The organism is Variovorax paradoxus (assembly GCF_000834655.1).
GTDB classification, from domain to species: domain Bacteria; phylum Pseudomonadota; class Gammaproteobacteria; order Burkholderiales; family Burkholderiaceae_C; genus Variovorax; species Variovorax paradoxus_F.
Window position 1 is genome coordinate 69,390 of sequence record NZ_JXQQ01000084.1, and the last position, 15,867, is coordinate 85,256.

18 protein-coding genes and 1 tRNA gene are annotated in these 15,867 nt (G+C 66.1%); 5 read left to right on the forward strand and 14 right to left on the reverse strand.

Translation table 11 applies throughout. The features are described 5' to 3' along the window. Positions 1–6 precede the first annotated feature (6 nt). Entirely contained in the window at positions 7–1,263 is a 1,257-nt protein-coding gene (gene frc / locus RT97_RS26760) for a formyl-CoA transferase (protein ID WP_042581893.1), read from the reverse strand. Between the two features lie 34 nt (positions 1,264–1,297). Continuing rightward, complete coding sequence (gene oxc, locus RT97_RS26765) at positions 1,298–3,121, reverse strand: oxalyl-CoA decarboxylase (protein WP_042581894.1); 1,824 nt, start codon at positions 3,119–3,121, stop codon at positions 1,298–1,300. Positions 3,122–3,273: 152 nt separating this feature from the next. Between oxc and RT97_RS26770 the strand changes: the two genes are divergently transcribed. After that, the gene (locus RT97_RS26770) at positions 3,274–3,882 is read left to right on the forward strand and encodes a Crp/Fnr family transcriptional regulator (protein ID WP_013543563.1); all 609 of its coding nucleotides are present in this window, start codon (positions 3,274–3,276) and stop codon (positions 3,880–3,882) included. Between the two features lie 159 nt (positions 3,883–4,041). Here RT97_RS26770 and RT97_RS26775 read toward each other — a convergent pair whose 3' ends face one another. The 4 genes from RT97_RS26775 to RT97_RS26790 all read right to left on the reverse strand — a co-directional run bounded on the left by RT97_RS26775 (position 4,042) and on the right by RT97_RS26790 (position 8,177). Then, on the reverse strand, positions 4,042–4,878 hold the full coding sequence (locus RT97_RS26775; protein WP_042581895.1) for a cytidylate kinase family protein: 837 nt from the start codon (positions 4,876–4,878) through the stop codon (positions 4,042–4,044). Between the two features lie 27 nt (positions 4,879–4,905). Continuing rightward, positions 4,906–6,438 (reverse strand): tripartite tricarboxylate transporter permease, encoded by a 1,533-nt coding sequence (locus tag RT97_RS26780; protein ID WP_042581896.1) that lies wholly within the window; start codon positions 6,436–6,438, stop codon positions 4,906–4,908. Positions 6,439–6,457: 19 nt separating this feature from the next. After that, positions 6,458–6,979: a tripartite tricarboxylate transporter TctB family protein gene (locus RT97_RS26785; protein ID WP_042581897.1), complete on the reverse strand. Its 522-nt coding sequence runs from the start codon at positions 6,977–6,979 to the stop codon at positions 6,458–6,460. A gap of 160 nt (positions 6,980–7,139) precedes the next feature. Further along, a complete protein-coding gene (locus tag RT97_RS26790) occupies positions 7,140–8,177 on the reverse strand; it encodes a Bug family tripartite tricarboxylate transporter substrate binding protein (RefSeq protein ID WP_216595190.1) in 1,038 nt (345 codons plus the stop codon). Between the two features lie 254 nt (positions 8,178–8,431). On the opposite strand from RT97_RS26790, the gene RT97_RS26795 reads away from it, so the two are divergent. Then, positions 8,432–8,506 (forward strand) — tRNA-Arg (locus tag RT97_RS26795). Positions 8,507–8,555: 49 nt separating this feature from the next. On the opposite strand, the gene RT97_RS26800 is transcribed toward RT97_RS26795, so the two are convergent. From RT97_RS26800 to RT97_RS26810, 3 genes are all read right to left on the reverse strand, one after another. Further along, positions 8,556–8,891, reverse strand: a complete 336-nt coding sequence (locus RT97_RS26800) for a YnfA family protein (protein ID WP_042581898.1) — start codon at positions 8,889–8,891, stop codon at positions 8,556–8,558. Between the two features lie 279 nt (positions 8,892–9,170). Next, entirely contained in the window at positions 9,171–9,362 is a 192-nt protein-coding gene (locus RT97_RS26805; RefSeq protein ID WP_042581899.1) for a hypothetical protein, read from the reverse strand. Between the two features lie 106 nt (positions 9,363–9,468). Then, complete coding sequence (locus RT97_RS26810) at positions 9,469–9,975, reverse strand: STM3941 family protein (protein ID WP_042581900.1); 507 nt, start codon at positions 9,973–9,975, stop codon at positions 9,469–9,471. 212 nt (positions 9,976–10,187) lie between these two features. Here RT97_RS26810 and RT97_RS26815 point away from each other — a divergent pair, with 212 nt between their 5' ends. The 3 genes from RT97_RS26815 (at position 10,188) to RT97_RS26825 (ending at position 11,432) form a co-directional block, all read left to right on the forward strand. Next, a complete protein-coding gene (locus RT97_RS26815; protein ID WP_042581901.1) occupies positions 10,188–10,373 on the forward strand; it encodes a hypothetical protein in 186 nt (61 codons plus the stop codon). A gap of 262 nt (positions 10,374–10,635) precedes the next feature. Then, positions 10,636–10,845 (forward strand): hypothetical protein, encoded by a 210-nt coding sequence (locus RT97_RS26820; protein WP_042581902.1) that lies wholly within the window; start codon positions 10,636–10,638, stop codon positions 10,843–10,845. Positions 10,846–11,060: 215 nt separating this feature from the next. Continuing rightward, positions 11,061–11,432 (forward strand): hypothetical protein, encoded by a 372-nt coding sequence (locus tag RT97_RS26825; protein WP_042581903.1) that lies wholly within the window; start codon positions 11,061–11,063, stop codon positions 11,430–11,432. Between the two features lie 9 nt (positions 11,433–11,441). On the opposite strand, the gene RT97_RS26830 is transcribed toward RT97_RS26825, so the two are convergent. From RT97_RS26830 to pyrR, 5 genes are all read right to left on the reverse strand, one after another. Next, positions 11,442–11,729: a hypothetical protein gene (locus RT97_RS26830; protein WP_042581904.1), complete on the reverse strand. Its 288-nt coding sequence runs from the start codon at positions 11,727–11,729 to the stop codon at positions 11,442–11,444. Positions 11,730–12,095: 366 nt separating this feature from the next. Beyond that, a complete protein-coding gene (locus tag RT97_RS26835; protein ID WP_042581905.1) occupies positions 12,096–12,842 on the reverse strand; it encodes a lysophospholipid acyltransferase family protein in 747 nt (248 codons plus the stop codon). A 21-nt stretch (positions 12,843–12,863) separates the two neighbouring features. Further along, positions 12,864–14,147 carry a dihydroorotase gene (locus RT97_RS26840; protein ID WP_042581906.1) on the reverse strand — a complete coding sequence of 428 codons (1,284 nt, stop codon included), beginning with the start codon at positions 14,145–14,147 and terminating at the stop codon, positions 12,864–12,866. A 139-nt stretch (positions 14,148–14,286) separates the two neighbouring features. Then, the gene (locus tag RT97_RS26845) at positions 14,287–15,249 is read right to left on the reverse strand and encodes an aspartate carbamoyltransferase catalytic subunit (protein ID WP_042581907.1); all 963 of its coding nucleotides are present in this window, start codon (positions 15,247–15,249) and stop codon (positions 14,287–14,289) included. Positions 15,250–15,337: 88 nt separating this feature from the next. After that, a complete protein-coding gene (pyrR, locus tag RT97_RS26850) occupies positions 15,338–15,838 on the reverse strand; it encodes a bifunctional pyr operon transcriptional regulator/uracil phosphoribosyltransferase PyrR (protein ID WP_080898446.1) in 501 nt (166 codons plus the stop codon). Between the last annotated feature and the right edge of the window lie 29 nt (positions 15,839–15,867).

Consider the following 15,867-nt stretch of genomic DNA (forward strand, 5'->3'; position numbering starts at 1 on the left):
ACGGCCTCAGACGGCCTTGGCTTCGCGCAGGTTGTCGATCTGGGCCTTGGAGTAGCCCAGCTCGGCCAGCACTTCGTCGGTGTGCTCGCCCAGGAGCGGCGAACCGGTGATCTCGGGCTTGAGGTCCGAGAACTTGATCGGGCTGCCCACGGTGAAGTAGCTGCCGCGCTCCTTGTGCGGCACTTCGACGATGGAGCCGCTGGCGCGCAGCGATTCGTCGTTCAAGAGTTCCTTCATCGTCAGCACCGGTGCGCACGGAATGTCGAACTTGCGCAGGATGTCGACCGCCTCGAACTTGGTCTTGTCCTGCAGCCAGCCTTCGATGGTCGCGAAGATGTCGGTGATGTGCGGCTGGCGCGCCTTGGCGGTCATGTAGTCGGGGTCGGTCTTCCACTCGGGCTTGCCGATCGCGTCGCAGATCGGTGCCCAGGCGTGGCCCTGCACGGTGAAGTAGATGTAGGCGTTCGGGTCGGTCTCCCAGCCCTTGCACTTGAGCACCCAGCCCGGCTGGCCGCCGCCGCCCGCATTGCCGCCGCGCGGCACCACGTCGCTGAACGTGCCGTGCGGGTATTGCGGGTATTCCTCGAGGTAGCCCAGGCGGTCCAGGCGCTGCTGGTCGCGCATCTTCACGCGGCAGAGGTTGAGCACCGCGTCCTGCATCGAGCAGGCCACGCGCTGGCCCTTGCCGGTCTGCTCGCGGCCGATGATGGCCGTCAGGATGCCGATGGCCAGGTGCATGCCGGTGTTGCTGTCGCCCAGCGCCGCGGCGCTCACGGTCGGCGGGCCGTCCCAGAAGCCGGTGGTCGATGCGGCGCCGCCTGCGCACTGCGCGACGTTCTCGTACACCTTCAGGTCGTCGTAGTGGTGGCCGTCGCTGAAGCCCTTGACCGAGGCGACGATCATCTTCGGGTTCAGTTCCTGGATGCGTTCCCAGCTGAAGCCCATGCGGTCGAGCGCGCCGGGGCCGAAGTTCTCCACCAGCACGTCCGACTCCTTGATGAGCTTCTCCAGCACCAGCTTGCCTTCGGGCTGCTTGGTGTCCAGCGTGAGCGAGCGCTTGTTGCTGTTGAGCATGGTGAAGTAGAGCGCATCCACATCCGGGATGTCGCGCAGCTGCGAGCGCGTGACGTCGCCGGCGCCGGGGCGCTCGACCTTGATGACGTCGGCGCCGAACCAGGCCAGCATCTGCGTGCAGGCGGGGCCTGCCTGCACGTGCGTGAAGTCGATGATCTTGATGCCGTTGAGGGGTTTGTTGTCGCTCATGTGATATCTCCTGGATGCTGAATGCGGGATGGGATTACTTCTTCTTCGCCGTGGCGGGATTCAGGCTCGTGATGCGCCCGCTCTCCGTGCCCGCGGTCTCGTCGATGACGGCGTTGATGAGGGTCGGGCGGCGCGAGGCGACGGCCTCGGTCAGCGCCTTCTGCAGCTCGTCGGCAGTGGTGGCGTTGACGCCCACGCCGCCGAAGGCTTCCATCAGCTTGTCGTAGCGCGCGTTCTTCACGAACACGGTGGGCGCCACGTCGGAGGTGCCGCTCGCGTTCACGTCGGTGCCGCGGTACACGCCGTTGTTGTTGAAGACGATGATGCAGATCGGCAGGTTGTAGCGGCAGATGGTTTCCACCTCCATGCCGCTGAAGCCGAAGGCGCTGTCGCCCTCGATGGCGATTACCGGCTTGTCGGTGACCACGGCGGCGGCGACGGCAAAGCCCATGCCGATGCCCATGATTCCCCAGGTGCCCACGTCCAGGCGCTTGCGCGGCTCGTACATGTCCACGATGCTGCGTGCGAAGTCCAGCGTGTTGGCGCCTTCGTTCACCACGATGGCATCGGGCCGCGCCTTCACCTGGTCGCGGATCACGCTGAGCGCGCTGTGGAAGTTCATCGGCGACGGACGCGCGGCGAGCGTCACGGCCATCTTGGAGAGGTTCTTGTCCTTGCGCTCGGCGATGGCGCCGGTCCATTCGGTGGGCGGCTTGGCCCACTTGGCATCGATGCCGCCCAGCAGCGCCGCGACGCACGAGCCGATGTCGCCGATCACCGGCGCGGCGATGGCCACGTTGCTGTCGATCTCGGTCGGTGCGATGTCGATCTGGATGAACTGCTTGGCGCCCTTGTCCTGCGCCCAGGTCTTGCCCTTGCCGTGCGAGAGCAGCCAGTTCAGGCGCGCGCCGATGAGCAGCACCACGTCGGCCTCTTGCAGCACGTAGGAGCGTGCAGCGGCGGCCGATTGCGCGTGCGTGTCGGGCAGCAGGCCCTTGGCCATCGACATCGGGAGGTAGGGAATACCCGTCTTCTCGACCAGCGCGCGGATGTCGGCGTCAGCCTGTGCATACGCGGCGCCCTTGCCCAGCAGGATGAGCGGCTTCTTCGCACCCTTGAGGAGGTCGAGCGCGCGCTTGACGGCATCGGGTGCGGGGATCTGGCGCGGTGCCGGATCGACCACCTTGATGAGCGAGGCACGGCCCTTGGCCGCGTCCATGGTCTGCGCGAAGAGCTTGGCCGGCAGGTCCAGGTACACGCCGCCGGGGCGGCCCGAGAGTGCCGAGCGGATGGCGCGCGCGATACCCACGCCGATGTCTTCGGCATGCAGCACGCGGAAGGCGGCCTTGCACAGCGGCTTGGCGATGGCCAGCTGGTCCATCTCTTCGTAGTCGCCCTGCTGCAGGTCGACGATTTCGCGCTCGCTCGATCCGCTGATGAGGATCATCGGGAAGCAGTTGGTGGTCGCGTTGGCCAGCGCCGTGAGGCCGTTGAGGAAACCGGGGGCCGACACCGTGAGGCAGATGCCGGGCTTTTGCGTGAGGAAGCCCGCGGCCGCGGCGGCGTTGCCCGCGTGCTGTTCGTGGCGGAACGAAATGACCCGCATGCCCTCGGCCTGCGCCATGCGCGTGAGGTCGGTGATCGGGATGCCGGGCAGGCCGAAGATGGTGTCGATGTCGTTCAGCTTCAGCGCATCGATGACCAGGTGGAAGCCGTCGGTCGTTTCGGCCTCCGGTGCGTCGTCCGCCACCGGTTTGAGGGCTCGCACGACCGCATCGCCGTCAACGGCCCGGCTCGTGGGCTTGAGGGCGTCGTCCAGGGTCGTGGATGCCTCTTTGTCCGTTCTTACTGAAGACATGTCTCTCCTTCTGCTTTGGTGAATGGCCGAGGCCCGAGCCGGGACTATGATTCGGGGGCATGCTTTCGAACGTTGACCTCGGTCAACTTTCCGGAAAACGGCACCGGCCAGATGAACCAGAAGTTGTTGCGAATTCGAGCAAGACGGGACCCATGACGTTGTTGGAAAACCACCCGGAAAAAAACATCATTCGCGCGCAGCTCCGGCAGAACGTCCTGCTCAAGGACCTGAGCGAGAGCGACCGCGCCGAACTGGAAGCCCACCTCGTGATCGTGGACGGCAACAAGGGCGATTTCCTGTTGCACCAGGGGGTGCGCGAGATGGAGCAGTACTTCATCCTCGACGGCATCCTCAAACGCGTCGTGAGCAACCCGGAAGGCAAGGAAATGATCCTTCGCTTCGCCGACGAGCACGACATGGAAACCAGCTATGCGGCACTGCGGCTGGGCACGCCGACGCCCTACGGCATCGTGTGCGTCACCAAGGCCCGCGTGGCGAGCCTGCCGCTCAAGGAATGGATCACCTTTCTCAACCGGCATCCCGAGACCAAGGAGCTGTTCGAGTACCTGGTGATGAAGGGGATGAGCGAGATCATGGCGCACACGATCACGCTGCATCTGCTGGATGCGCCGGGGCGGGTGCACCGGTTCATGCGCAAGCACCCCGAGCTGGAAGACCGGATTCCGAGCAAGGAGCTGGCTTCGTATCTCAATCTCTCCGCGGAAACCCTTAGCCGGCTGCGCAAGCGCGGAAAAATCTAGGCGCGGCCTCGAGATTTACTCCCTCCCTCTCCGGGGGAGGGTTGGGGTGGGGGCAACCGGCACTGGAACTGCTGGCCGCGCTTCGATGAAAGCCGCCGTGCCCCCACCCCAGCCCTCCCCCGGAAGGGGACGGAGCAAGGCAGGAAGCGCTCCCAAAAATCACGTCTGTTTGGCAGAAGCGAAGCGGCGCGAAGTCGCCATCAGCCGCAACTGGTTGTGCACACCTGTCACACCGGTCACCGCAGCCGCCACCGCTTCGGTCTGCGCGCGCTCTTCGGAGTTAAGGACGATCCCGCGCAGGATCACCTCCCCCTGGTTCGCATCGACCGTGACACGGATGTCGCTCGTCTCCGTCTGCTCCTTCAACGCCGCTTTCACGCGCGCCTGCAGCGCCATGTTCTTGAGCAGCGCGCGCGACGCAGGCGTCTCCGCGAACTCGGGGCGCGCCACCAGTTGGCTGATTTGCGCGACGCAGCTGTCGACCGTCACGCGGTCGGTGTTGAGCACCAGGTCGTAGAGCACCGGGTCGCCCCAGGTCACGCCGAACTGCGCATGCATGCGCGCAGCATGCGCCTGGTCGCTGCGGCGGATCTCGGCTTCGGCGAACGCGGCGTCGTCGGTCTCCAGGTCGCCCATGAGCCACTCGACGCGCTTCTCGAGCGAGCGCGTGATGCGCACGCACACCACGTGCGGCACGGGCCGCAAGAGGCAGGTCGCGCCCCATCCGCGCAGCACCACGTTGCCTCGGTCGGCGAGCGCGAAGAGCTCGTCGGCCGAGTAGAGCGCAACGCTGCGCTGGTCGGTCTTCAGGCGCTCCAGGAGGCCGGCCTTGCCGCCGCGCAGGCGGCCGATGAGGCTCTTGGAGACCTGCATCTTCTCGGCCAGGTGGTCGATGACTTCATGGCGCATGACGGCGAGCGAGAGCGTTTCCGCAAGCTTGACCGAAACATCCTTGGCGAGGGAACCCATCTCCTGGGTCAGTGCGATGACTGGCATGTGCGTGCTCCTTATTGTTCTCGCCGATCAATCCACGGGCCGCTCGACGGCGAACTCGTCGGGCTTCTTCGGCGGCTTGATGAGCGCGATGCCCTTGGAGATCAGCGGCCAGAACAGCAGCACCAGAGCCAGCGTCGTGATGCCGCCCACCAGCGGGTTCGAGAACATGATCATCACGTCGCCTTGCGAGACCAGCATCGCCTGGCGGAACGAGTCTTCGGCCTTGTCCCCGAGCACCAGCGCCAACACCAGCGGCGCAAGCGGGAAGTCGAGTTTCTTGAACAGGTAGCCGATCACGCCGAAGCCGAGCATGAACCAGATGTCGAGCATCGCGTTGTGCACGGTGTAGGCACCGATGGCGCAGATCACGATGATCACCGGCGCGATGATCGAGAACGGAATGCGCAGGATCGAGGCGAAAAGCGGCACCGTGCTCAGCACCACGATCAGGCCCACGATGTTGCCCAGGTACATGCTGGCGATGAGGCCCCACACGAAGTCCTTCTGCTCCACGAAAAGCAGCGGTCCGGGCTGCAGGCCCCAGATCAGCAGGCCCCCCAGCAGCACAGCGGCGGTCGGCGAACCGGGGATGCCCAGCGCCAGCATCGGCAGCAGCGCGCTGGTGCCCGCGGCGTGCGCCGCGGTCTCGGGGGCGACGACGCCTTCCATCTGGCCGGTGCCGAACTTGGAGCCCTTCTTCGACATCTTCTTCGCGAGGCCGTAGGCCATGAACGAAGCCGGTGTGGCGCCGCCGGGCGTGATGCCCATCCAGATGCCGATGAGCGAGCTGCGCAGCGACGTGACCCAGTACTGCGGCAGCTGCTTCCAGGTCTGCAGCACGACCTTGGGGTCGATCTTGGCGCTCTTGCCGGAGAACTTCAGGCCCTCTTCCATCGAGAGCAGGATTTCGCCGATGCCGAAGAGGCCGATCACCGCGATCAGGAAGTCGAAGCCGCGCATCAGCTCGGGCTGGCCGAAGGTCAGGCGAAGCTGGCCCGTGACCGTGTCCATGCCGACCGACGCCAGCGCGAAGCCCAGCGCCATCGACGCGAGGATCTTGAAGGGCGAGCCCTTGCCCATGCCCACGAAGCTGCAGAAGGTGAGCAGGTACACCGCGAAGAATTCGGGCGAGCCGAACTTGAGCGCGAACTTGGCCACCAGCGGCGCGAGGAAGGTGATCATCACCACCGCGATGAACGCACCCACGAACGACGAGGTGAAGGCCGTGGTGAGCGCGGCGCCCGCATGGCCCTGCTGGGCCATCGGGTAGCCATCGAAGGTGGTGGCCACCGACCAGGGCTCGCCGGGGATGTTGAACAGGATCGAGGTGATGGCCCCGCCGAACAACGCACCCCAGTAGATGCACGACAACATGATGATGGCCGAGGTCGGCGACATCGTGAAGGTGAGGGGCAGCAGAATCGCCACCCCGTTGGCGCCGCCCAGCCCCGGCAGCACGCCGATGAGCACGCCAAGAATGATCCCCACGAACATCAGCGCGATGTTCATCGGGGTCAGGATCACTGCAAAGCCCTGCATCAGGGCGCTGATTTCGTCCATTTCGCTGTGCTCCGTGAGTTCAGTAGCCGAGGAACCGGAGGGGGTCGAGCGAGCCTTTGAAAAGCGGCACCTTGAACCACACCTCGAACATGCAGAAGAAGACCGTGTTGACCGCGAGGGCCGCGATCACGCTCTTCACCCACGAGTACTTGCCCAGCACGATCATGAAGAGCGCGATGTAGATCGCAGACGCCACATAGATTCCCAGGAACGTGATGGCCAGCACATACACCGTGGCCGGCACCAGCACCGAGAGCACGCGCTTCAGCTGCACCGAATCGACGAACACCTCGGTGTTCCGGTTCTTGCCGAGCAGTGCCTGGTACAGGATGCCGGCGCCCGAGATCGTGATGATCACGCCGATGAAGAACGGGAAGTAGCCCGACCCCGGCCCGTCGCTCGTCCAGCCCGCGCCCAGCTTGCGGGCCTCGAACACCACCACCAGTCCGATGATGAGCAGCAGCACCGCCACCACCGCCTCGACCACGTAGGTGGCAACGCCCGAACGCGCCGCCCCATCGGAAATTTCTTCGTGCTCCATGGAGCCCCCGTCATGTTTGTAAGAGAAGGAAGACAGCGCGGTGCTCGACGCACGCTGACAGACCACAACCCGTTCACGCTGAGCCTGTCGAAGCGCTGCGCAAGGCTTCGACAAGCTCAGCCCGAACGGCTGTCGTCAATTCATCGGCCCCGAGTCCGGCTTACTTGCTGCTGGCCAGGAAGCCCGCGTCGGACATCAGCGTGCGGTGCGTCGTCTCGGCGGCGGTGAGCCAGTCGGCAAACGGCTTGCCGGTCATGAAGGTCGGGTTGAAGGCACCCTTCTCCATGTACTCCTTCCACTCGGGCGTGGCGGCCACCTTGGTGAGCAGGTCGGTGTAGAACTTCAGCTGCTCGGGCGTGACGCCGGCGGGCATGAAGATGCCGCGCAGCATCGTGTACTTGGTGGGCACGCCCGCCTCCTTGCAGGTGGGCACGTCGTTCCACGATTGCGTGTCGGTCACCTTCGCCTTGAAGGGCATGCGCTCGTCGTCGAACACGCACAGCGCGCGCAGCTTGCCGGCGCGCCATTGCGCCACCGCCTCGATCGGGTTGTTGACCGTGGAGTGCACGTGGCCGCCCACCAGCTGCACCGCCACTTCGCCGCCGCCCTTGAAGGGCACGTAGATGAACTTGGTGCCCGTGGCCTTCTCGAGCGCGACGGTGATGATCTGGTCTTCCTGCTTGGAACCGGTGCCGGCCATCTTGAACTTGTTGGGGCCCGCGGCCTTGGTGGCCGCGATGTATTCGCTGGCCGTCTTGTAGGGCGCGTCCACGTTGGTCCACAGCACGAACTGGTCGAGCGCCAGCATCGCGACGGGCGTCATGTCCTTCCAGTTGAAGGGCACGCCCGTGGCCATGGGCGTGGTGAACAGGTTCGACAGCGAGATGATGATCTTGTGCGGATCGCCCTTGGCCTCCTTCACCGCCAGGAAGCCCTCGGCGCCCGCGCCGCCCGACTTGTTGACGACGATGAGCGGCTCCTTCATGAGCTTGTACTTGATGACGATGCCCTGCAGCAGCCGCCCCATCTGGTCGGCGCCGCCGCCAGTGCCGGCGGGGATGACGAACTCCACTGGTTTGGTGGGTTCCCAGGCGAAGGCCGGGGCGGCAACGGTGGTGGCACCCAGCGCCAGCACGGCCGCGCCAATGGCTTTCGCAGGCCAGCTGCGGGCGCGCGAAGCGATGTTCTTCATCGTCATGTTTGTCTCCAGTCGGTGTAGGGTGCGCCCGTTGTTATTGTTGGATCTGAGCGGAGATACGAACAGGGCGGATGTTGCGCGCAGGCGTTCCGCGTCGACTTGACCGTGGTCAACTTCTTGGAGATTTCGTATCGGGGTTAGCCCGCGCTGACGGGTTTTTTGCAGTGCAGCGAAGTCGCGGCGCGAACCCTATAAAATCGCGGCGCGCACCGGCAACCCCTCGCCGGCCGGGCACCGAGCCCCTCGCGCCAGTCGTCTTCGTAGTTCAATGGATAGAACGGGGTCCTCCTAAGACTCAGATACAGGTTCGATTCCTGTCGAAGGCACCACCACCAGCACCAACATCGACACCGGCAAGCCGGCGTCGAGCCCGCCGGACTAGGCAGTCGGCCTCGGGCCGAACATGATGATCGCCATGCCGGCGAGACTCACCGCCACGCCGACCCAATCGGTGGTCGTCGGCCGGATGCCATCCACCGACCAGAGCCACAGCATCGCCACCCCGATGTAGACGCCGCCGTACGCGGCATAGACACGGCCGGCCGCCGCCGGGTGCAGCGAAAGCAGCCAGGCAAAGAGCGCCAGCGCGATCCCCGCAGGCACCAGCAGCCACGCCGACCGATCCTGCTTCAGCCAGAGATAGGGCAGATAGCAGCCGACGATTTCCGCCAGCGCCGTCACGATGAAAAGGGAGAGGGTCTTGAGCACTTCCATCCGGCGATTGTCCTGGCCTGCGACACCGAGGGCCTTCGTTGCCGCGCGCGAACGTGTCGTGACGCTCGATGCAACGCGTAGCCGCGCGCCGAATCCATCAGCCTTGCGCGATACGTGCCATACGTATCCGCCAGCGGCTCGGGAAATGCTCGGGGTGCCGGTGCGGCTCCGGCGCGGGACGCGGCGACCAGCACGACCGGTCAGTTCGCATTTCACCGCCCCGCTGACAGCGTGCACCCGCCAAAGCCGATCGGACCCGGGCCTCGCAGCGCCGTTCGTTCAAAGAGGGTCCGGCACCGTCCGCTCTTCGATCCAGTGCGTGCCTTCGCCGAAGACCTCGTTGCCCACCTCGACCATGATCTCCAGGTCGCGGCGCAGCACGGCCGTGTCGGGCTTCCAGCTTGCGGCCGCCTGAATCTGGTGCTTGAGGTGACTGACGTCGCGCGACCAGCCCAACCGGATCTCTTTCATGGCAGCCATCATTGAACAACGCGCGCCGCGGGGCAAATGCGGGAGCTGTTGTCCCTTCGGGGAGCACCCAAACTAAGGTTTACCTGCACGTGGCGCCATGCGCCATCTACGGCTCGGCGCGCCGGAAGCGCTCGATGTGCCCGAGCAGTTCCTCGAGCGGCACGGGCAGCGATATCTGCGGAATGTTGATGACGAAGCCCACCAGCGACGAGTTCGCCTTCATCAGCGTGCGCTTGAGCGGCGACGCCTTGGCCAGGTAGTCCTTCGGGTTGCGCAGCGACACCCCGAGAAATTTTTGCTGCTGAAACCTGATGACCTGCGCATCGGCGATATCGGACCACGGGATGAATCCCGCGGACAGCCCGGAGGCGTTGTCGGTGATGCCGCTGCGATCGATGGTGATCGCAGGCTTCCTCGACACGAGCCGGCTCAGTGCAAAAAGCGCGACCGCGCCGAGGAACACGATGCTTGCCCAGCCGATCAGCCAGCCCATGGCCTCGTCGCCCCGGATCGGATTCCTCAGCAGCCAGACGCCTCCTGCAACGAACAGTGCCGAGCCCGCAAAGAGCAGGCCGACGCGCAGGCGGCTGGGATAGATGACGACAGGAGTCATGGGAAGCGGGTCCTGGAGATGAAGGCTGCGGCAGGTTAACGCCTCCGCGCGGCAACGCAAAACAGAGGCCCCGCACGCCCCGGACGGCACCCATCGCGCGGTTCAAGAAGTTCTTGCAATTGAGACAGGCCTTTGCGGCAAAACGTCTCACTGCAATTCCTCCCTCGCATCCCCTCCTCGCCTACGCTGGGCGCACAGGAAGGAAGCAACGAATGACGAAGAAGCAAGACACCGAAGAACGCCCGCGAAGGGGCCGCCCGACATTGCCGGACGACGTGCGCGCAGTGCATGGTTCGGTCCGCCTGACGCGTGACCGCTGGGCCAAGTTGAGGCGGCTGGGCACGGCGTGGCTCAGCGGGGCGATCGATCGAGCGAAGGAGCAGGCGCCCAGGAAATGAACGCCGCGTATCAGGGCGTGTTGCGGTCTCAGCGGAGGCCGCGATCTTCTGAGGCAATTCAGGCGGCTGGAACGATGCGCAAACATCGAACCAGCCTGACCACAACGTGCAACCACCTTTGAAAGAACCCGCACATCATGGCTACCAGGAAGTCTAGCAAGCCCCCGACAAAGACCCCCACCGCTGCCAAGCCGATCGACACGACACCGCAGCCCCCGAAGAAAAGGACTTCCTCGACGCCGAGCGGCGCGACGTGATCCGCATGGCATCGTACGAAGCGCTCGACTGGATCGCCATCCTCCAGTCGCTCTCCGAGTCCGACACCTTCGACCCGCCGACGCTGGCCCGCCGGCTCCCCGACATCCTCAGGTGGCTCGATGAACTGAACGGCATCGTTCTTTCCGCCATCGACGACCCGAGCGACGAGACCGCCGCGCTGCGCCAGCGCCTGCGCCGAGGCGGCGCGACATGACGAGCCGGTAATGAATCGGGCCGCAGGGATCCTGCGGCCTTTCGCCGGCTCCTCGCGAACATAGGCTGACCCCGCATTGCTGAACGACGGTCGCTTCTTCGTGCCGCGGCGTCACATTTGGGAACGCATCTTCACCTTCGCGATGTGAGCGCGCGCCTGCCGCTGGGCGTTGAATGGTGCATCAGGGCTGTTTGTCGCCCGCTTCAGGAGATGAAATGTTGAATCCCCGAACCGTTCTCAAGCTGGCCGCGGCTGGTGTCGTTGCCGCAGGTGCCTTGTTCGCCGGTGCATCGGCCAATGCGGAAACCCACTGGTCCGTTGGCGTCAACCTGCCGGGCGTCGTCGTGAGCACGCCGGCCCCCGTCTACTATGAGCCAGCACCCGTCTACTCGCGGCCGGCGCCGACGTACTACCAGCCCCCGGCGCCCGTGTATTCCGCGCCCGCGCCTGTGTATTACGAACCGGGCTCCCGTTGGGAAGACCGGCGCGCGGAGCGTTGGGAAGAGCGCCGTGCAGAGCGCCGCGAATGGCGTCGCCGGCAGTGGGAGCGCGAGCAGCATCGCCGCTATTACGAAGATCGCGACTGATCGTTCAGTTCACCTGCGCACATAGCTCTTCGCGCCGCTGTCGCTCAGGCAGTACCGGCCTCCGCGCGGGCCCGTGCAGATGCGGCCGGAGCGGCACGCGCAATCTCCCGCGCTGGTTGCCTGCTGCGGCGCCAACAGGCCGCGCACCGCGCCGCCGTCTTGGGGGCCGGTGCAGACCTTTTTCGAGCCGCTGATCGATCCGTCATTGCAGACGAACAGCGCGCCCGCGCAGTCAGACACGCCGCCCTTGTCGCCCGAACGCGGGTAGTTGGTTTCGGCGTCGAATGCCGCGAGCAATCCACCGTGGGGCCTGCGGCTCTGCGTGGCGCTGGCGCTGTCCTGGCTGGTGGCGATCGGCCTCTTCGTCGTCCGGCGCTTGTAGGCACGCGCCCACGCGCAGGGTTTGCCTTCTCCCGCAAGCGCCGGCCAGGCGCGCGGCCAATGTAGAGGCCTACTTACCTCACGGAGACCCCGATCATGAAAAGCATCATCCTTTGGCTCTGCGGCGTGCCGCTGATCGTGATCATCGGCTTGAAGGTCTTCGGCATTCTCTGACCACCAGAAACCCGAGACACGTTCGATCCCCGGTTCCTCCTCACGGCGCCTCCGTGCGCCGTTCAAGCGTCCCCCAGGGGGCGCTTTTTTTGTGTGCGGGCCGGTGCCTCAGTGGGTTTCGCGGCGAAGCTGCTGCACGTCTTCATGCAGCGACTGCGCCCAGGTGCGGCGCTCGCGGCCGTGCGAATCCTGCGGTTCGCCGAATCGCACGATGGCCAGCAAGGGTGGCGCGCGGAGGGTGTTCCACAGCGACGTGAGCAGGTTGTCGTCGTCGATGTAGCGCGGCGCCTGGCTGGTCTCGCCGGTGGCGGCATCGGCGAAGCGCAGCGCGGCGGGCAGCACCGGCGCGCCTGACGAGATCGCGGCCTGCAGCAAGTTGGCGTGGAAGGGCAGCAGCCCACGGCCATCGCTGGTGGTGCCTTCGGGGAACACCCCGATCAGGTCGCCCTCGCGCAGCGCCTCGGTCATGTGGTGCACCACGCGCAGCGCATCGCGCCGGCGTTCGCGCTCGATGTAGAGCGAGCCCGCGCCGGTGGAGAGCGTGCCGATCAGAGGCCAGTGCTTGACGCCCGACTTGGACACGAAGCGCACATGGCGTGCCGCGTGGATGGCGGTGATGTCGAGCCACGAAAGGTGGTTGCTGATGAGCAGCACCGGCCCCGCGGGCGGCGGTGTGCCCTGCACCTTGAGCGTGATGCCCATGATCTCGAGCATGCGGCGAGACCACTCCTGAACGCGCGCATTGCGCTCGGCCTGCGTGAGGCCGGGAAAGGCGAAGCGGATCGTCCACCACCCGGCCAGCGCATGCCCCACCGCGTGCAGCAGGCGCCAGCAGGCCTTCAGCGAATGAACCATGGGAAGCGGGCTCTCTCTTTTTCAGCCGTGGACGACGCGGCCAGCAACCAGCGTGTGGCGCGCGCGGCCCTGCACCGGGTAGCCGGCGAACGGCGTGTGCTTGCCCTGGCTCTTGAGCGCATCGGGCTCGACCTGCCATTCGAGCGCCGGATCGAAGATGCAAAGGTCTGCGACGCCGCCTTCGGCGAGGCGTCCGATGCCGGTGCCCGCATCGGCGGCGGCCAGCAGACGCGCCGGCGCGGACGTGACGACCTCGATCGCCCGCGCGATGCCAGCGCCGCTGCGCTCGCCCCACTGCAGCGCGAGCGGCAGCAGCAGCTCCAGGCCGGTGGCGCCGGGCTCGGCTTCGGCAAAAGGCAGCGTCTTGGCGTCGGCCTCGACCGGCGTGTGGTCGGACACCAGCGCGTCGATGGTGCCGTCGGCCAGGCCCGCCGAGAGCGCGTCGCGGTCGCCCTGCTGACGCAGCGGCGGGTTCAGGCGCGCGCGGCTGTCGAAGTAGCCGATGTCGGTGTCGGCCAGGTGCAGCGAGTTGATGCTGACGTCGCAGGTCAGCGGCAGCCCCTGGGCCTTTGCTGCGCGCACCAGCGCCACGCCCGCGGCGCTGGAGATGCGGCACAGGTGCACGCGCGCGCCGGTGCTCTTCATGAGCTCGACGATAGTGAAGATGGCAATCGTCTCGGCCGAGACGGGCACGCCCGAGAGGCCCAGCCGCGTGGCGAGCGGGCCGCTGGCGGCCACGCCCTTGCCGAGGTCGCGGTCCTGCGGACGCAGCCACACGGTGTAGCCGAAGGTGCTTGCGTAGAGCAGCGCGCGCTGCAGCACCTGGGTGTCGGCCAGCGGCACGTCGGCCTGGCTGAAGCCGATGCAGCCGGCCTCGGTGAGTTCGGCCATCTCGGTGAGCACGCCGCCGGCCAGGCCGCGCGTGAGCGCGCCGAGCGGAAAGAGGCGCGCGCACTGCAGCTTCTCGGCGCGGAACTTGAGCATCTCGACCAGGCCGGGCTCGTCGAGCACGGGGTCGGTGTCGGGCGGGCACACGAGGCTGGTCACGCCGCCCGCGATGGCCGCGGCCATCTCGCTCTCCAGCATGCCTTCGTGCTCGTAGCCCGGTTCGCGCAGGCGCGCGGCGAGGTCCACGAGGCCGGGCGCAACGACGCAGCCCGCGGCATCGATCGTGCGGTCTGCCTTGAAGCCGGCGGGTACGTTGCCGATGCCGGCGATCTTGCCGTCGGCGATGGCGATGTCTGTCTTCTTGTCGGTGCCCGATGCGGGGTCGATGACGCGGCCGTTGGTGATGAGGATGTTCATGCGTCTGTACTTCCGGTGGCCGTCAGGGCCTTTTCGGGGAACACCGTGGAACCGGCTTCGCCGGGCCACTGGTGTTGCCCCCGGTAGGGGGTTGGCGAAGCGACACGAAGTGCGCGAAGACTGGGAGCGAGCAACATGTCTAGGCTTCGTTTCCTGCCACGATGCTCATCACCGCCATGCGCACCGCGATGCCGAAAGTGACCTGCGGAAGGATCACGCTCTGCTTGCCGTCGACCACGGCGGAGTCGATTTCCACGCCGCGGTTGATCGGCCCCGGGTGCATCACGATGGCATCCGACTTGGCCAGCTGCAGCTTCTCGGGCGTGAGCCCGTAGGTCTTGAAGAACTCCTGCGACGAGGGCAGCAGCGCGCCGCTCATGCGTTCGTTCTGCAGGCGCAGCATGATGATCACGTCGCAGTCCTTGATGCCCTCTTCGAGCGTGTGGCACACGCGCACGCCCATGCCGGCCATGTCGTTGGGCACCAGCGTCTTGGGGCCGACCACCCGCACTTCGGCGCAGCCGAGCGTGGTGAGCGCGTGGATGTCGGAGCGCGCCACGCGCGAGTGCAGCACGTCGCCGACGATCGCGACCGTGAGGTTCGCGAAGTCTTTCTTGTAGTGGCGGATCGTGTACATGTCGAGCAGCCCCTGCGTGGGGTGCGCGTGGCGGCCGTCGCCGGCGTTCACCACGTGCACGTGCGGTGCCACGTGCTGCGCGATCAGGTAAGGCGCGCCCGATTCGCTGTGGCGCACCACGAAGAGGTCGGCCGCCATCGCGCTCAGGTTGGCGATGGTGTCCAGGAGCGACTCGCCCTTGGTGGCCGAGGAGCGCGCGATGTCCAGGTTGATGACGTCGGCACTCAGGCGCTTGGCCGCGATCTCGAAGGTGGTGCGGGTGCGCGTCGAGTTCTCGAAGAACAGGTTGAACACGCTCTTGCCGCGCAGGAGCGGCACCTTCTTCACTTCGCGGTCGCTCACGCTGGTGAAGTTGGCGGCAGTGTCGAGGATGTGCGTGACGATGTCCTTGGGCAGCCCCTCGATCGACAGCAGGTGGATGAGTTCGCCGTGCTTGTTGAGCTGTGGATTTCGCTTGTAGAGCATTACTTGCAGGCCTCCCGCCGGGCCGCCCCAAGGCAGGCCTGCGCCCCCTCGGGGGGCAGTGAATACACGAAGTGATGAACGTGGGGGTTCACTTGTTCTCCTCCACCTTGAGGCTGAAGGCGCCGTCGTCGGCGCGGGCGAGCGCGAGGAGTTGCGTGTCCGGGAGCGTGAGCCTGGCAGCGGCGAAATCGGCCGCCACCGGCAGTTCGCGTCCACCGCGATCGACCAGCACCGCGAGCCGCACGCAGGCGGGACGGCCGAAGTCGAACAGCTCGTTGAGCACCGCGCGGATGGTGCGGCCGGTGTAGAGCACGTCGTCCAGAAGCAGCACGTCGGTGCCGTTCACGTCGAAGGGGAGCGAAGTCTGCGCGCTCGCCGAGAGGCCGCGGCGCGCGAAGTCGTCGCGGTGCATGGCCGACGAAATGACGCCGGGCGCACCGGGCAGGCCCAGGTCTTTCTGCAGCCGCTCGACCAGCCAGGCGCCGCCGGAGGTGATGCCGACCAGTTTGGTTTCAGGGCGCAGCAGCGCCTTCACGCCGGCCAGGAGATCGAGATACAACAACTCCGCGTCGGGAACGACAGGGCTCACGATGATTGCTCCAGGAAAAGGCAAGGGGA